We start from the raw sequence: 15,314 nt of genomic DNA on the forward strand, positions 1-15,314 counted from the left end.
AGCGAACTATTAGAGTAGGTTCGTTAACGAGCGAACGGCCTGCTCATCAACCTTTGGCTTTTGCAACACAGCAACCAAGAACCCGGACTGCTCCGTGAACGGCTCCAAGTCCCAGCTCGCAAACTGGTGCTGTGGCTGGAACCCGACTTCGTGGCACATGGTGAGGAAGTCGTCGAACTCCCATCCGCGCCCACGCCCGAAGCCGACGACGAACCGTCCGCCCGGACGTAGCGTTCGGAAGATGTTCTCAAGCGCGGGCCTGCGACCGTCGACGGCGAGGAACCCCATCACGTTGCCTGCCGAGACCGCAATATCGATATCGCGGACCTCGATCGGATCGGCGGAAAGGTCGCCAACTACCCAAGTTGCTTCGGGGAAGTCTTGCTTCGCGTACCCGATCAGCACCGGGTCGATGTCCACACCGAAGACGATATGTCCACGCTTTGCCAGATAGCCGCCAAGGCGACCAGTCCCGCACCCTGCATCGAGGATGCGGGAGTGGCGGGCGGAGAGGGCGTCGATAAGCCGGGCCTCCCCGTCGATATCTTTGCCCTGTTGCACGAAGTTGCGCCACCGCTGGGCGTAATTCTCGGAGTGGTCAGGGTTTGCAGCGACAATTTCTTTCCAAGTGGCCATGCCCAAAACTATAGCTTCGGCCCCTTGGAAGTCACCTCCGCGTCCGTTGGGATGGCGTCTACCGGGATATCCTTCGGGAACGCGTGAGCAAGTGCGGCAGCAAAGTGCTTGCCACGGATGTCATTGCCGGTGGCGTTGTAGTGCACCTCGTCGTCTGCGAGGAACCAATCCAAGTTGGAGCGCGCCTCGCTCGCCCAGTCGTAGACGACTACGTCTCGACGCTCCTTCGCAACCTTGCGCAATGCAACATTGAACTCGTCCATGTTCTCGTTGGCGTAGTAGCCATTCGACGGGTTACCCGTTGCGGCTGTCGGCCACATCACGCGGTAGCCCTCCAACAGGTCAAGCATCTTGCGGATGTTTGCCTCCAACTCACCCGTGGGGTCGTAGCCGTAGGAGCGGGCAGCGTCTGCGTTGGCGGCGTCGTTCACGCCGGTGGCGATGACCCAGCAGGTGCCATCGTCAGCTGCACCCTGGGCGAGCAGTTGCTGCACGGACTCAATCGCAGACGGGTAGTTCTCTCCGTTGCCGTTGAATCCCTGATTCGTCGCGCGAGCGCCAAACACGCTCGTATCTACCTCGCTTGCGCCAGCGTCCAAGTATCGGTCAATCGCAGTGACCGCGCCTTCAGGAAGCTGGTTGATATCGAACATGCCAATCGAGGTGGAATCGCCGACGTGGATGACCTTCTCGCAGCTCATCTTCACGTCCGAAGGCTGGTCCTCCCATGAAGCTTTCTCAGAGGCGGACGTCGTCAAGCTTTCCTCAGTTTCCTTGGCTTTGTCCTTTCCCTCGCGATGGTCGCGCGTGCCTCCGCGTTGCGCATCCTGAGGCAGGGACATGGTGGTGTTCGGCTTCGAGGTATCCATGGCGAACACAGCCGGGATGCCTATTGCAATGATTGCGGCGAGCGTAATCGTCGAACCAAGCGTGATCGGGCGGAGTGCCTCCAACGGGTGTGCGCGGAATTGCTTCAGGGGCCCGAACACGCCATTGCGACGGATTGGGTTCTCAAACATGGTCCAGCTCAGCGCAGCAAGTGCAGTCGAAAGCACAAACACGAGGATGGAGGACCACACGCGGTGATCCTGCAACCACGCATCCGGCATGAAGTAAATCACCGGCATGTGCCACAGGTAAATACCGTAGGAGCGTTCGCCGATCCAGCGAAGCGGCTCCCAGCTGAAAATGGTCGTCCAGGGGCCGCGCGCCCCAATGACTGAGTAGATAGCAGCAACTGACGCAAGGTTCAGAAGCAGGATCCCACCCTTGTACAAGAACATGTTTTCCTGCGCGACGAGCATGCTCAGCGCGAAGATGCCGCCGAAGCCGAGGGTGCCAACAACGGTGCTCAGAACAGGGGAGGAACCAATGTTCTTACCGGCGTGCTTCCGTGAGGAAACCACGATTGCTAAGACCGCGCCGAGGAGCAGCCCGCCCGCACGGGTATCAGTGCCCTCGTAGACGCGAGTCGCGTCGATAGAAGGATCAGCGAGCACCCACATCCAGATAAAGGAAGCTCCGGCGAGCACCGTGGTCACGACGGCGACAATCCACCCACGACGGAACACCCTCAGCAGCACCCACAGCAACAGCGGCCACAAGAGATAAAATTGTTCCTCGATCGCCAGTGACCACATATGGTCCAGCGGACCGGGGCCATTGAACTGATCGAAGTACGATGAACCGACGGCGATGTTATGCCAGTTGTTCACGTAGAAAATGGAGCTCAACGCTTCAAACGAGCGGTCACGAAGGTTGCCCGCATCGAACGCGACGGAAAGAATCACGACTGCCAACACTGTGGTCAGCATCGCAGGTATGAGACGGCGGAAACGCCTGACCCAAAACGTCTTCAGGTGCAGCGAGTTATCCCGGTAGTGCCCACGCATGAGGTTAAGCGTGATCAAGTACCCCGAGAGGGTGAAGAACACGCCCACGCCTAGCAGGCCACCGCTGAACCCAGGGAGGTTGAGGTGGTACGCGATAACCAGCATGACCGCTAGCGTTCGGATCCCGTCGAGGGCGGGGACATAGCGGTGAGAACCTGATATTGGGGCGGCATGGGATGGCGACCTTCCTGGAGTGCGACAAACGTACAGAAGTATAGCGCTGCCAGAAAGATGGACATGAATTGTGGTGCAGATTGCTGCAGAGGCCACGCTCAGTGGCGTGATCCGGACAAATTCTTTGGGCGCATGGAACTAAAACAACACCCAGTGCGTTGGAGTAGGTGAACGATTGTTCTCAAAAGAAAGGATCAGGGGTCCGTGAGTAGCAACAACCCTGTATTGAAAACTCTGCAGGGAGTAGATTCCCAACGTGGCACTGGATACCAGGGGTACGGTGCCGCGAACCCGTACGAGCAAGCACCCATGGGTGCACCGGCGGGCACAGTGTCTGAGGACCGTCCAATGACGGTTGACGACGTTGTCACTAAAACCGGCATTACCCTTGCCGTAATTGTCGCCTTTGCAGTAATTAACTTCGGACTGTACCTCGGTGGGTACGGCTCCATTGCCAGCATTCTGACGCTGGTCGGTGCCGTCGCCGGTTTCGTCCTCGTGATGATTCACGCATTTGGCAAAAAGTACGGTTCCCCAGTTATTACCCTGGCGTACGCGGCTGCTGAGGGCCTGTTCCTTGGTGGGTTCTCATTCGCCATCACCGGGCAGTTCAGTGTCGCCGGCGCGGACGCAGGCGCGTTAATCTTCCAGGCGATCTTGGGCACCTTCGGTGTCTTCGCGGGCATGCTTGTGGTCTATCGCACCGGTGCCATTCGCGTTACCCCGCGGTTTAATCGGATCCTCACCGCAGCCATTTTCGGCGTGCTCATCCTGGTTGTCGGCAACCTCTTGTTGAGCATCTTTACAGGCATGAATCCGCTTCGCGGTGGTGGCACCATCGCCATCGTGTTTAGCCTGGTCTGCATCGTGCTGGGCGCACTTGCGTTCCTGCAGGACTTTGACGTCGCCGATAAGTTGGTGCGCATGGGCGCCCCATCGCAGGCGGCCTGGGGCGTTGCACTTGGCCTGGCAGTGACTCTGGTGTGGCTCTACACCGAGATCCTGCGCCTGCTGTCTTACTTCCAACAGCGATAGCGCACGCGCTCACTGCAATAAATACCCGGCCCCACGACTGTGAGGCCGGGTATTTTTGTCTAGTTGCGCTCAAAAGCGCCCCGGCCAACAACATCGCTGGGCCGGGGCAGGGAGCTAATTGCTGTATTCAGTGTACTTAGCGTGCACCCTCAGGGTTGATAGACGTGCCGTCAACGGTGATGGTTTTAAACACGAGCACACCATCTACGATGTCTGGGTTGCCCAGGACAACCTGCACATCTTCGATTTCGCGGTTCGGATTGACCGTGGTGCGGGTAGCGGTGCCCTGCGCGAGCTGCTCAGACCAGGTATCCCACACGATGTCCTGGAGGAAATCGTTCTGGTCGCTGCAGTTGAGAGTCAGCGAAGCTGGACGCTCAAGGCCGACGCTGCCGCAGTTATTGACCAGTGGGGTCTTGTCCGAAGCACCCATAGCGGTGACAGTCTCGGTGACTGCAGCCTCAGAGGTAGCGCCTGCTGCATCGGTTACGTTCGTCGGGGTTGCCTTCGCGCGCTCACCAGGAAGCGAAGTTGGGTCCTGGCTTTGTGCCGTATCAACCTTCAGGTCCGACGGGTTTTGGTGTGGTGGGTGGCAGGCAGTCAAGCCCACAGCACCGAGTGCGACCACGCTGGTGAGTACTAGCTTGCGGGAAAAGAACTTATTCACAGGAATTCCTTCAATGTCAGCGATCACGGATAACGCCGATGGCGTAGACAGGCTACTTCGCCCGTGGCGTGGAAGCCTTAACAGAATCATACGGTTCTGCGGAGACGATTGTTACCGAAATCTCTCGGCCATTTGGGGCGTTGTAGGTGCGGGTTTCACCCTCGGAAGCACCGACTACGGCTGCGCCGAGCGGAGAGTTCTCCGAGTAGGTCTCCAGGTCCTCGTTGTCCGTCGAAGCCGCGCGGGTACCGATCAGGAACGTTTCCTTATCATTTTCGTCATTGTTGTAGTAGACGTGCACGACGGAACCTACGTGGGCTACACCCTCGACGATGCCGGAGCGCTCCGTGGTGGAGTTAGCCAGCAGTTCGGAAATCTGCTTAATGCGAGCTTCTTCCTGGTCCTGCTGCTCACGCGCGGCGTCGTAGCCAGCGTTTTCCTTGAGGTCGCCTTCTTCACGGCGTTCGTTAATTTCGGCTGCGATGACAGGGCGATTGTCGATGAGCTGCTGAAGCTCAGCTTCAAGCTTGGCCTTCATCTCCGGGGTGATGTACTGCTGCTGAGTTTGCGCCATCAGGTAAAAACCTTCCCTATATATGTCAAACGAGCCCGCCGGTTGGCGGGCAACTTTACCAGGCGGATAATAGCACAGCTGCCGCGCAGGTGGTGCACTGGTGAGGCTTAGCGGGCGTCGTAAAAGGTGCTGGTGGGGTCCATGTAGAACGGCAGATTGTCCGAGCAGCCGTAGACACGTCCTGAGACTGCCGGCTCGCGCACCGGTAGTTCGACGACGACCCGCTCGAGCTCCTGCCCGCCAGCGGGGAGTACTACTTCTCGACGCCCAACTTCAGCATGCGCGTAGTTGACCGCAGTGACGATGCAGTACGAAGGGGCCTCGAGGTCTCTGCGTGATACATCGATCCACATGCGTGTGGTGTTGTCGTCGACAGCTTCGAGCGAGATGAAATCCGCAGTGACGGTGCGGGACTCCTGCTTCTTGAAGTAGTCAAAGACGCTGTAAAGCAGCACGACGACGAGGCCGATGGCGATCAGCGCGACGATCCGGCCAGCGGCGTTGCTGCGTTTCGTGGCTGTCGGGGTGGTGCTGGAGCCGTATCGGGATGTTGGGCGACTGGGAGAAGTCACGGTTACCTACCTCGCTGAATGACGCTGGATGACGCTGTAGCTGCAATCCGTTCCAATGGTACTAAGATGGCGCGAAGTTACGGAATCAGACCTCGAAGAAGTTCTAGGAGGAATAGTGGCCGGCTTGCGCTTGATGGCGATCCACGCACACCCAGACGACGAGTCCTCTAAAGGTGCAGCAACGATGGCAAAATACGCATCGGAGGGGAACCGGGTGCTCGTCGTCACGTGTACTGACGGGCGACGAGGCGACATCTTGAACCCTGCGATGGATCGGCCGGGCGTGCTGGAGAACATCCTCGAGGTCCGGGAGCAGGAGATGGCGGAGGCCGCGGCGGCCCTCGGCGTGGAACATCAGTGGATGGGGTACGAAGACTCGGGTCTGCCACAAGGCGACCCGCTGCCCCCGCTGCCGGAAGGCTCGTTCGCGACCCAAGACCCGGAGGCAGTGACGGCGCATCTCGTCGAGTCGATTCGAGAGTTCAGGCCGCATGTCATCATTACCTACGACGAAAACGGTGGCTACCCGCACCCCGACCACTTGATGGTCCACGAAATCTCGATGCTGGCCTGGGACAAGGCGGGAGATCCATCCTTTGCTCCCGAAGCAGGGCCGGCGTGGACACCATTGAAGCTGTACTACAGCCATGGATTTATCCTCCAGCGGATGCGTCTTCTGCAGGACCGCTTGTACGCGCAGGGAAAGAAGAGCCCGTACGAGCTGATGATTCAGCGGTGGGAAGAAAACAAAGCGGATGTGATGAGTCGCGTGACCACAAGGGTGGAGTGCGCGGAGTACTTCCCCCAGCGTGCAGCAGCGCTGACGGCACATGCGACACAGATTGATCCGGCGGGCGCGTTTTTGGCGAGCCCAGTTGAGGACCAGCAGGAGGTATGGCCGACAGAAGAGTTTGAGTTGGCCAGAACTCGCGTAGCATCAACGTTGCCGGAAGATGATCTCTTCGCCGGTATTGACCCGAAGACCGCGGACGCGCTCGCTGAAGGTTTCGGGCAAGAGCGCTAACATTTTCAGCACAAGGAAGACGAAATACACATGATGACGACAGCACACGCAGCGATTATCAACACCTCTGCTTACTTGGTGGCGCAGGCGCCGAAGGAAAACCCGGTGGGGCCTGACTTTGGCAAGGCTTCGCCATTCGGCCTGTTGCTGTTGGTGATGCTGGCTGTGGTCATTTTGTCTCTGGGGTTTGCGTTCCATCGCCGGTACTCGCGGTTCCGCCGTCGCAGCCTCTTCGCTGAGAAGCACGGAATCGACCCGTTTGACCAGGAGGCGCTGGATAAGGCCATGGCGGAGGCGGGTGTGCTTGATCGCCGGAAGAAGCGTTGGATCTAAGGCATCTAACATACATACCGTTGATTGGTGAGTAAGGTTGGGTCCGTGAGTAGCCTCCAAAAAATTCTGTATCCGCTGTATGAAGCGCGCCTGAAGCGTGAGCTGAAGGGCAAGAAACGCCCGAAGCACATCGCGGTCATGGCGGACGGCAACCGACGGTGGGCCCGTGAGGCTGGGTTCACCGATGTTTCTCATGGCCACCGGGTGGGTGGGGCGAAGATCGGCGAACTTGTGCGGTGGTCGGCGGAAATGGACGTGGACGTCGTTACGATCTACCTGTTATCAACGGAGAATTTGCAACGGACTTCGGAAGAAGTTGAGCTGCTGTTCGACATTATTTCCGAGGTGATCGAGGACCTTGCGACGCAGTCTTACTCCTGCAAGGTTCGGCTCGTAGGGCACCTGGAGCTCTTGCCGGATGAGGTTGCAGAAAGGATGCGCCGATCTGCCGACACCACCACAGGCAAAGCTGGCCTGACCGTCAACATTGCGGTGGGGTACGGCGGCAGGCAAGAAATTGTCGACGCCGTTCGCAGCCTCATTAGCGACGCCGCTGCCAGCGGCTGCAGCGTGGACGAACTGGTCAACGCAGTGACCGTCGAGTCCGTGTCGCAGCACCTGTACACCTCAGGTCAGCCCGATCCAGACTTAGTGATCCGGACGTCGGGGGAGCAGCGCCTCTCCGGCTTCCTACTGTGGCAGGCGGCGTACTCCGAGATCTGGTTTACGGACACGTACTGGCCCGCGTTCCGCAAGATTGACTTCCTTCGCGCGTTGCGCGAGTACTCGCAGCGCTCCCGTCGCTTCGGCAAGTAGGCAGCTACCTGGCGCTACATTTTGCGCATGCGGACCCACTGCACTGAATGGTCGGCGCCTTTGCGTAGCACGAGCGAGGCACGGATACGGGTGGGGGCAATGTTTTCCACTAGGTTCGGCAGGTTGATGGACTGCCAAATATCGCGTGCCTTGTGACGGGCCTGCGCCTCATCGATGTCGGCATAGTGCGCAAAGTGCGCGCCGGGCTCTCGAAATGCCGTGTTGCGAAGCTTCATGAAGCGGTCGATGTACCAGCGTTCAATATCGGTGGTGAGGGCGTCGACATAAATTGAGAAGTCGAAGAGGTCGGACACCATGAGGGTCGGGCCGGTTTGGAGGACGTTGAGCCCTTCGAGAATGATGATGTCCGGCTGGCGGACCTCAATGAACTCGCCTGGGATGATGTCGTAGGCGAAGTGAGAATATATCGGCGCTTTGACCAGTGGTTGACCCGACTTGACCTCGGTGACAAAGCGCATGAGGTCGCGCCGGTTGTAGGATTCCGGGAATCCTTTGCGGTCCATCAGGTTGCGCTCTTTGAGCACTTTGCTGGGATAGAGGAATCCGTCGGTGGTGATGAGGTCTACTCGAGGATGAGAGTCCCAACGCTGCAGCAACACTTGCAGTACACGGGCAGTCGTTGACTTGCCGACGGCCACCGACCCCGCAATCCCGATAATGAATGGCACGTGGCCTGGGTCATCACCGATGAACGTCTCTGTGGCCTTCGTAAGCTTTTGTCGAGCCCGTACCTGGAGGTGAATCAGGCGAGAGATCGGCAGGTAGATGTCTTCAACTTCCTGCATATCGAGGTTCTCGCCGATACCACTGAGCTTGGCTACTTCGTCCTCCGTCAAGACTTGTGGCATTTGCGCACGTCGGTGCCGCCAATCGTCGCGGTGAAAGTCCAAATAAGGGCTCGAATCCGAAGTGCGGGGAGATTTCGCCATGCGTATCATTGTTACATTTGTTGTTTCGTGTCGGGGAACTCAGGTGCAGATACTTCTGAAGTTCCTGAATAAAGTGGACGTCTTTCGTAGCGCTGATGCTTATACTGCTTAGCAGTGCCAGGCATAGGTGTGCCTGGACATGAGCTAAAACATGATTGACTGTCTGATCTTGAAAGGACCCGGTGCACGTGTCTGAAGACCTCCGCTACCAGGATCTCGCTACTTTTGACCCCGAAGTTCACGAAGCGATCGTTCAGGAACTGTCGCGCCAGCGAAACACGCTGGAGATGATTGCCTCCGAGAACTTCGTCCCGCGAGCAGTGCTGCAAGCACAGGGTTCGGTGTTTACGAACAAATACGCCGAAGGCTACCCAGGTCGTCGCTACTACGGTGGCTGCGAGCACGCCGATATCGTTGAAGACCTGGCGCGCGACCGCGCGAAGGAGCTCTTCGGCGCGAAATACGCGAACGTGCAACCACACTCCGGTGCGCAGGCGAATGCGGCTGTGTTGATGGCGCTGTGCGAGCCGGGCGACACCATCTTGGGCCTCAGCCTCGCTCACGGTGGCCACCTGACGCACGGTATGAAGATCAACTTCTCCGGCAAGCTGTACAACGTCGCTGCGTACGAGGTTGAAAAAGACACGTGCACCATCGACATGGAGAAGCTGCGTGAACAGGCACGCGAGGTCAAGCCGAAGGTGATCATCGCGGGTTGGTCCGCGTACCCTCGCCACGAGGACTTTGCTGAGTTCCGCTCGATCGCAGACGAGGTTGGTGCGTACTTGTGGGTCGATATGGCGCACTTCGCTGGCTTGGTTGCTGCTGGTCTGCACCCGTCGCCAGTGCCTCATGCACACGTTGTGTCCTCCACGGTGCACAAGACGATTGGTGGACCACGCTCCGGCTTCATCCTCACCAACGATCTCGAGCTGCACAAGAAACTCAACTCCGCAGTGTTCCCAGGCCAGCAGGGTGGCCCGCTGGTGCACGTGATCGCTGCGAAGGCTACCGCCTTCAAGCTCGCCGCGACGGAGGCTTTCCGTAACCGCCAGGAGCGCACGCTCGAGGGCGCAAAGATTCTCGCCGAGCGCTTGACCCAGCCAGACGCCAAGGAAGCCGGCATCGACGTCGTCTCCGGCGGCACCGATGTCCACCTTGTGCTAGTGGACCTGCGTAACTCCGCGATGGATGGCCAGCAGGCAGAGGATTTGCTGCATAAGGCTGGCATTACGGTGAACCGCAACGCCGTTCCTTTCGATCCGCGTCCGCCAGCCGTGACGTCGGGGCTGCGTATTGGCACCCCGGCGCTGGCGACCCGCGGCTTCGGCAAGGAAGAGTTCGAGGAAGTTGCGGAAATTATCGCCGAGGCGCTTATCCAGGGTGAGAACGCCGACGTCGACGCCCTGCACGCCCGCGTAGACGCGCTGGCGGAGCGGTTCCCGCTCTACCCGGGCCTCGAAGATTGGAAGATGCTCTAAGAGCTACTGCTGCTGCTCGGCCTGGCGCTGCTCTGAATGAGTGGTGCGGGCCGAGCTCAACCATTCCGGCTGGTTTTTCAACAGCTCGTTGATCTCCTCAGTGGTGAGCGGCTTGTCCATGTCGTTTGCTTTGAGTGCGGTGATTGAGATCCCGAGTTTGCGCGCCACCTCGGGGCGGGGGTGTGGCCCATTGCGGCGCAGTTCCTGCAGCCACTCTGGGGGATTGTTCTGTAATTCGCGCAGTTGCGCGTGCGTCACGGCATTGTCTTGGAACTCCTGCGGCGTCGCTGGCAGGTAGATCCCGAGTTTCTTCGCGGCGGTCGCGGCCTTCATCGCGGTTCCGGATGGCTTCTGTGTAGTCATACACCAAACGGTAGCATTGTGCCATGCTATCGCTTGCTTTCGTCACCGGCACAGAGCCAGGGAAGTGGTTTAAACGCTTCGCACAGTCCACACCGCACTCGCTCGATATACAAGGTGTCGACGACCCCTTCGCTGATCTCCTGGACGAGACGACTTCTACATCGCTGGCGCTGATGCGCCTGCCCGATGACCGTATTACCGATGAATTTCACGTGGTCCGTCTCTATACCGAGGCTCCCGGCGTTGCCGTGCCCAAGGACTCTTTGTTTGCAGAGCTTGGGGAGCGCGTCGATTACGCGGACCTCGAAGGCGAAATCATCAACTGGGTCTACCAGCCGGAGGCGTCACTTGAAGAGCTTCGTGGTGCATTGCAGGTCGTTGCGGCAAACGTTGGCGTGGCATTGGCTCCGTTGCCGTTGTTGAAGGTGCTTTCGAAGAAACAGATCGCGTGTTTGGAAGTTTGGCACGCTCCGCTGGTTGAAACTGAGATTGCGTTGGTGTGGCGGAAAGCCGACGACGGTGACGAGATCCAGGACTTTGTGGGCGTCGCAAAAGGGCGCACCGCTCGCTCGTCGAGGGGGAGTGAGCCGACTGCTGGGACGAGGCGGCGCAAACAGGTGTCAGACTCCCGTGCTGCGCAGGGCAAACGCTTATATACGAAACGTGGGCAAAAGCGCAAGGGTGCAGCCGGGAAAACACCCCGAACGGGGGTGAAACGGAGGCGGCGAAAGTGAAATTTGCATAATGGACACCAGACAAATTCAACAACGAAAGGAAATTTTGATGAATTACAAGAAGGTTTTTACTTCCGCCGTTGCTGCTACCGCTCTGACCGCAGGCTTGGTTGCTTGCTCTGACGGAGAGGGCGCCGATAGCACTGCTACCACCGCTGCGGATGGTGCTTCCGGCACCGCAACGGTGACCAACATCGAGACAGCTACAGAGGCAGCCGAGACGGAGACTGCTGCTGAGACCGCCACCGACGCTAATGGCGCAGAGGGCTCTACGGAGTCTGTCTCCTTGACTACCGCAGACGGTGAAGAGGTCAAGGTTCCAACCGGTCTGGTCCAGGCAATCGGCCAGTACGCTGACTCGGAGTGGGGCGAGCCAATGAAGGTTACGGAGCACGATGGCAGCTGGATCGTTGACTTTGACAATGACCACCACGTCGCCTGGAATGAGAACACCGGTGGCGCTCCGATCTGGGGCCAAATTGCTAACGTGTGGCTGACGAATGAAGGCGTTATGGACAAGGTTGGCTTCCCAACCGCAGCCGAGACCCCACTTCCAAATGAATCTGGCTGGTCCCAGGAGTTCGAGCACGGCACCATCGAGTGGACTCGTGAGAACAACGACACCGGCGCGTTCGCTGCAAACATCATCGAGAAGTAATTTGTAGCTCTACAACGGCTTTTGTCCCCGTTGGTTGCACGATGTGTGACCAATGGGGACAATGTTTTTTATGACCAAAAAAGGGTTTACCATTCGACCAATCCGGCCAGAAGACTACCCGCAGGTGCGTAGCATCTACGAGATGGGTCTGAGTACCGGAAACGCAACTTACGAGACGCGCGGCTTGACATGGGAGCAGTTTTCCAGGGCGAAGATCATGGAAACGGTGTTTGTTGCCGTTGATGAACACGATGACTCGCGTGTGCTCGGATGGGTAGCTGCGGCGAAGGCGTCGTCGAGAAGCGTGTTCCATGGAGTAGTTGAAGACTCCATCTACGTGCATCCGGATGCGCGCGGCATGGGGGTATCCGGTGCGCTGCTAGACAAGCTCATCGCGACGTGCATCGAACTTGATAAGTGGTCGATTCACTCGTGGATCTTCCCGGAAAACGAAGGATCGGCAGGGCTGCACAAGTCGCGCGGGTTCGAGAAAGTTGGCACCTTCCATCACATGGCGAAAATGTCCTACGGTGAGCGGGAAGGCCAGTGGCGTGACTCGGACATCTACGAGCTGCTGTTGCCGAAGCCGGGAGAAAAGAAACCAGGCGAAAGCCAGGTCTAGTCACGCCTCATCGTTCCTAGTCCAGCGTCTCTTTCAGCGGGTCCTCCCGGACCGGGAAGAGCAGCACCAACGCAACGGCGGCCAATGGGACCATCAGTAAGAACACTGGGGTCAGGCCGTCGTTGTAACTATTAAGGACGGCGTCGCGCAGTACGTCAGGCAGTTGTGCAACCGCGTGCGGGGTGAGGGAGTTGTGCCCACCGGCGCTCGAGAATTGCTCGGCGTAAGGGGCTGCCTCGCTAGGGGCCATCGAGGCCAATGCTTTTGGCAGGCGTTCCGCGAGCTCCTCCGTCATATTGTGAATGAACAGCGAACCAATAAGCGACGCACCGATCGCGGAGCCGATCTGTCGGAAGAAGTTGTTCGTCGCTGTTGCAGTACCGACCATTGCTAGTGGGAACGAGTTCTGGACAATAAGTACCAGTACCTGCATGACTAAGCCGAGTCCGAACCCGAAGATGAACATATAGATACCCAGCGTTGTCAACGGTGTGGACACTTCGAGCTGCGAGAAGAGGAAGAGTCCGACCGAAACGATGGCCATACCGATGATCGGGTAGACCTTGTAGCGGCCCGTTTTCGCGATAATGAACCCCACGGTAGTGCCAGTGCCCAAGATGCCGATGACCATTGGCAGCATCATCAGCCCCGCGTTCGTTGGCGTGAGTTCGTGCACCATCTGCAGGTAGGTAGGCAGGTAAGCAAGCGCACCGGTCATAGCCAGTCCCAGCACGGTGCCGGAGGCCGTCGTCAAGACCATGTTGCGATTGCGGAACAAGTGCATGGGGATGAGCGGGTTCGGTACGCGCAGCTCAACGAAGACGAACAGCGCTGCAGCGACAACCGCAAGCGAGGAAGTACCCAAAATGATAGGCGAGGACCACTCATACTGAGTGCCGCCCCACGTCGTGGTCAAAATAAGAGAAGTCGTGGCAACCGCCATGAGCACGGTGCCCAGCCAGTCGATGCTCTGTGCTGACCGCGAACCCTTGCGTAGGTGGAGCACGATTGTGCAGACCGTCATCGCGAGAAGCCCCAGCGGGATGTTCATCCAAAGGCCCCAACGCCAGCCGGGTCCATCCGTAAACCATCCGCCCAGCACGGGGCCAAGCACGGAAGAAACACCAAATACTGCCCCCATCACACCCATGTACTTGCCGCGGCTACGGGCTGGAACCACCTCCGCGATGATTGCCTGGGAGTTGACCATCATGCCGCCAGCGCCGAAGCCTTGGACGGCGCGCCCGATAATGAGCAGCTGCATCGACTGTGCAAGCCCACCCAAGGTGGAACCAATGACGAACAGGCCAATCGAGCCAATATAAGGCCACTTGCGTCCGACCCTGTCACCGAGCTTGCCATTAATTGGCATCGCGATTGTCATCGTGACCAGGAACGACGAAATCACCCAGCTCATGTGATCTACGCCACCAAGCTCACCGACAATTGTCGGCAGGGCAGTGGAGAAAATCATCTGGCCCAATGAGCTCATCAGCATCGTGATGAGTAGCGCTCCAAAGATCAGGCCAACGTGTGGCTTAGTGTTGTTTACCACTGCAACTCCTTTGCATACTTCGTGACGACGGCAGCTACGCTACGAGCCTGCTCCTTCGGCGAACCCTCCTCTTGGAAATGAAGGCTTCGCGCATAAAGCACAAGCGTTGTCCGAAAAAGTTCCACAACGATTCGGGCTTCTGCCTCTATGGCGACATCTAGACGGCGGTCTTCGGGGTGGCTCGCAAAATGCTCACGCACAGCCTGCTCGAGGTGTCGTAGCGTATCGCGTTTGCGGGCCAGCATCGCGTTTGCCAACGATGGGTTGTCCTGCATGAGCCGCTGGATTCGGCAGGCATCCTCGGCTCGATCTTCGGCACCTGATTCTTCCATTGCATCGATTACCAGGGACAACATGTTCGTGGACGACTCATCAGCAATGCGTGCAAAGCTCTCGCTGGTGAACTCGAGAGGGAAGGGACCAAGCACAGCGTCATCTTTTGAGTCCATGTAGTTGAAGAACGTCCGCCGTGAAATGCCTGCACCTTGGCAGATCTCCTCGACTGTGACATTGTCATAGCCGTCGCGTGCCACAAGCGATGCAGCTGTATCGAAGATTCGCTGCCGTGTTTCGCGGCGCTTTCGCTGCCGGAGACCTTCTGACTGATCGGGAAAATTCACGGAGTGCAATCTTACACTCCGTGCAAAAATATCAAAGAAACCTATTCAACCAGGAGCGATAGTGAGCCTTCCACGTTTGGAGAGCTATCACCGCGGCGCTCGAAAAACTGTGCCTCAACGATTCCCGGCTCCGGGCTGGAGAAGCTCCAGAAACCATCATCAGTAGTTGGAGGGCACTGTTTCGTCAGAGCGGAAGCACTGCCATCATGCGCGATAAGCGCCACGCAACCGCTCAGAGGATAGCTGACCATCCCTTGTCCTTCATGGAGGGAGAACACCGCCGGCCACGCCGCTACGGCAGCATCAGGGCTGTGCGATTGGAGGGTGCCTCGGAATGTTCCGGAGGGGGCGTCGTCACGCACTTGCGGAGCTTCAGGAAACGCAGTCACCGTCACAACTGTAGGCACCCCGTTAGGCTCCGGCTTTGGCTGAGCGGACCAGTACGCTGCGGCGAGCGCTATCCCGATAAGCGAGACCACCAGAGCTAAGACACCGCCAATAACCCATGGCTTATTTGAGCCCCCAGCTGTACGAAGCTGCGAAAAAGAATCAGACATAAAAATCATCCCTGGTCGTGCTCATGAACATGGGCAGTAGCAGGGATGATT

General features: G+C 58.3%; 18 protein-coding genes. 8 read left to right on the plus strand and 10 right to left on the minus strand.

Annotation, left to right across the window (positions count from 1 at the left end):
- Positions 1 to 9: 9 nt before the first annotated feature.
- Both BJP06_RS06810 and BJP06_RS06815 read right to left on the minus strand, forming a co-directional pair.
- Complete coding sequence (locus tag BJP06_RS06810; protein ID WP_070362768.1) at positions 10 to 636, minus strand: class I SAM-dependent methyltransferase; 627 nt, start codon at positions 634 to 636, stop codon at positions 10 to 12.
- Between the two features lie 8 nt (positions 637 to 644).
- Positions 645 to 2,744 (minus strand): acyltransferase family protein, encoded by a 2,100-nt coding sequence (locus BJP06_RS06815; RefSeq protein ID WP_369822251.1) that lies wholly within the window; start codon positions 2,742 to 2,744, stop codon positions 645 to 647.
- A 162-nt stretch (positions 2,745 to 2,906) separates the two neighbouring features.
- Here BJP06_RS06815 and BJP06_RS06820 point away from each other — a divergent pair, with 162 nt between their 5' ends.
- Positions 2,907 to 3,737: a Bax inhibitor-1/YccA family protein gene (locus BJP06_RS06820; RefSeq protein ID WP_071573303.1), complete on the plus strand. Its 831-nt coding sequence runs from the start codon at positions 2,907 to 2,909 to the stop codon at positions 3,735 to 3,737.
- Positions 3,738 to 3,873: 136 nt separating this feature from the next.
- Here BJP06_RS06820 and BJP06_RS06825 read toward each other — a convergent pair whose 3' ends face one another.
- From BJP06_RS06825 to BJP06_RS06835, 3 genes are all read right to left on the minus strand, one after another.
- Positions 3,874 to 4,404, minus strand: coding sequence for a hypothetical protein (locus BJP06_RS06825; RefSeq protein ID WP_070362765.1), 531 nt, complete (start codon positions 4,402 to 4,404; stop codon positions 3,874 to 3,876).
- Between the two features lie 52 nt (positions 4,405 to 4,456).
- On the minus strand, positions 4,457 to 4,978 hold the full coding sequence (gene greA / locus BJP06_RS06830) for a transcription elongation factor GreA (RefSeq protein WP_070362764.1): 522 nt from the start codon (positions 4,976 to 4,978) through the stop codon (positions 4,457 to 4,459).
- A 107-nt stretch (positions 4,979 to 5,085) separates the two neighbouring features.
- The gene (locus tag BJP06_RS06835; RefSeq protein ID WP_071573304.1) at positions 5,086 to 5,550 is read right to left on the minus strand and encodes a DUF4307 domain-containing protein; all 465 of its coding nucleotides are present in this window, start codon (positions 5,548 to 5,550) and stop codon (positions 5,086 to 5,088) included.
- 115 nt (positions 5,551 to 5,665) lie between these two features.
- Between BJP06_RS06835 and mca the strand changes: the two genes are divergently transcribed.
- From mca to BJP06_RS06850, 3 genes are read left to right on the plus strand one after another with little or no spacing between them, the layout of a single operon-like run.
- Complete coding sequence (gene mca / locus BJP06_RS06840; protein WP_071573305.1) at positions 5,666 to 6,574, plus strand: mycothiol conjugate amidase Mca; 909 nt, start codon at positions 5,666 to 5,668, stop codon at positions 6,572 to 6,574.
- A gap of 30 nt (positions 6,575 to 6,604) precedes the next feature.
- A complete protein-coding gene (locus tag BJP06_RS06845; RefSeq protein WP_141742271.1) occupies positions 6,605 to 6,907 on the plus strand; it encodes a hypothetical protein in 303 nt (100 codons plus the stop codon).
- Positions 6,908 to 6,952: 45 nt separating this feature from the next.
- Positions 6,953 to 7,723, plus strand: coding sequence for an isoprenyl transferase (locus tag BJP06_RS06850; RefSeq protein ID WP_070363549.1), 771 nt, complete (start codon positions 6,953 to 6,955; stop codon positions 7,721 to 7,723).
- A gap of 14 nt (positions 7,724 to 7,737) precedes the next feature.
- On the opposite strand, the gene coaA is transcribed toward BJP06_RS06850, so the two are convergent.
- On the minus strand, positions 7,738 to 8,673 hold the full coding sequence (gene coaA / locus BJP06_RS06855; protein WP_070362761.1) for a type I pantothenate kinase: 936 nt from the start codon (positions 8,671 to 8,673) through the stop codon (positions 7,738 to 7,740).
- A gap of 188 nt (positions 8,674 to 8,861) precedes the next feature.
- Here coaA and glyA point away from each other — a divergent pair, with 188 nt between their 5' ends.
- On the plus strand, positions 8,862 to 10,154 hold the full coding sequence (gene glyA, locus BJP06_RS06860; RefSeq protein ID WP_071573306.1) for a serine hydroxymethyltransferase: 1,293 nt from the start codon (positions 8,862 to 8,864) through the stop codon (positions 10,152 to 10,154).
- 3 nt (positions 10,155 to 10,157) lie between these two features.
- Here glyA and BJP06_RS06865 read toward each other — a convergent pair whose 3' ends face one another.
- Entirely contained in the window at positions 10,158 to 10,517 is a 360-nt protein-coding gene (locus BJP06_RS06865) for a DUF5997 family protein (RefSeq protein WP_070362760.1), read from the minus strand.
- A gap of 23 nt (positions 10,518 to 10,540) precedes the next feature.
- Here BJP06_RS06865 and BJP06_RS06870 point away from each other — a divergent pair, with 23 nt between their 5' ends.
- The 3 genes from BJP06_RS06870 to BJP06_RS06880 all read left to right on the plus strand — a co-directional run bounded on the left by BJP06_RS06870 (position 10,541) and on the right by BJP06_RS06880 (position 12,531).
- Entirely contained in the window at positions 10,541 to 11,251 is a 711-nt protein-coding gene (locus BJP06_RS06870) for a LysR family transcriptional regulator substrate-binding protein (RefSeq protein WP_071573307.1), read from the plus strand.
- A gap of 49 nt (positions 11,252 to 11,300) precedes the next feature.
- A complete protein-coding gene (locus BJP06_RS06875) occupies positions 11,301 to 11,909 on the plus strand; it encodes an LGFP repeat-containing protein (RefSeq protein ID WP_071573308.1) in 609 nt (202 codons plus the stop codon).
- Between the two features lie 70 nt (positions 11,910 to 11,979).
- Positions 11,980 to 12,531 carry a GNAT family N-acetyltransferase gene (locus BJP06_RS06880; RefSeq protein ID WP_071573428.1) on the plus strand — a complete coding sequence of 184 codons (552 nt, stop codon included), beginning with the start codon at positions 11,980 to 11,982 and terminating at the stop codon, positions 12,529 to 12,531.
- A gap of 16 nt (positions 12,532 to 12,547) precedes the next feature.
- On the opposite strand, the gene BJP06_RS06885 is transcribed toward BJP06_RS06880, so the two are convergent.
- Genes BJP06_RS06885 through BJP06_RS11925 form a run of 3 tightly spaced genes read right to left on the minus strand, consistent with a single transcriptional unit; the run spans position 12,548 to position 15,263 of the window.
- The gene (locus BJP06_RS06885) at positions 12,548 to 14,086 is read right to left on the minus strand and encodes an MDR family MFS transporter (protein WP_070479327.1); all 1,539 of its coding nucleotides are present in this window, start codon (positions 14,084 to 14,086) and stop codon (positions 12,548 to 12,550) included.
- The gene (locus BJP06_RS06890) at positions 14,080 to 14,706 is read right to left on the minus strand and encodes a TetR/AcrR family transcriptional regulator (protein ID WP_177224280.1); all 627 of its coding nucleotides are present in this window, start codon (positions 14,704 to 14,706) and stop codon (positions 14,080 to 14,082) included. The genes BJP06_RS06885 and BJP06_RS06890 overlap by 7 nt, the downstream gene beginning before the upstream one ends.
- Before the next feature lie 41 nt (positions 14,707 to 14,747).
- On the minus strand, positions 14,748 to 15,263 hold the full coding sequence (locus BJP06_RS11925) for a hypothetical protein (protein WP_071573430.1): 516 nt from the start codon (positions 15,261 to 15,263) through the stop codon (positions 14,748 to 14,750).
- Positions 15,264 to 15,314: the final 51 nt, after the last annotated feature.

It is taken from the genome of Corynebacterium sp. NML120713 (assembly GCF_001875735.1).
Taxonomy (GTDB): Bacteria; Actinomycetota; Actinomycetes; order Mycobacteriales; family Mycobacteriaceae; genus Corynebacterium; species Corynebacterium pseudogenitalium.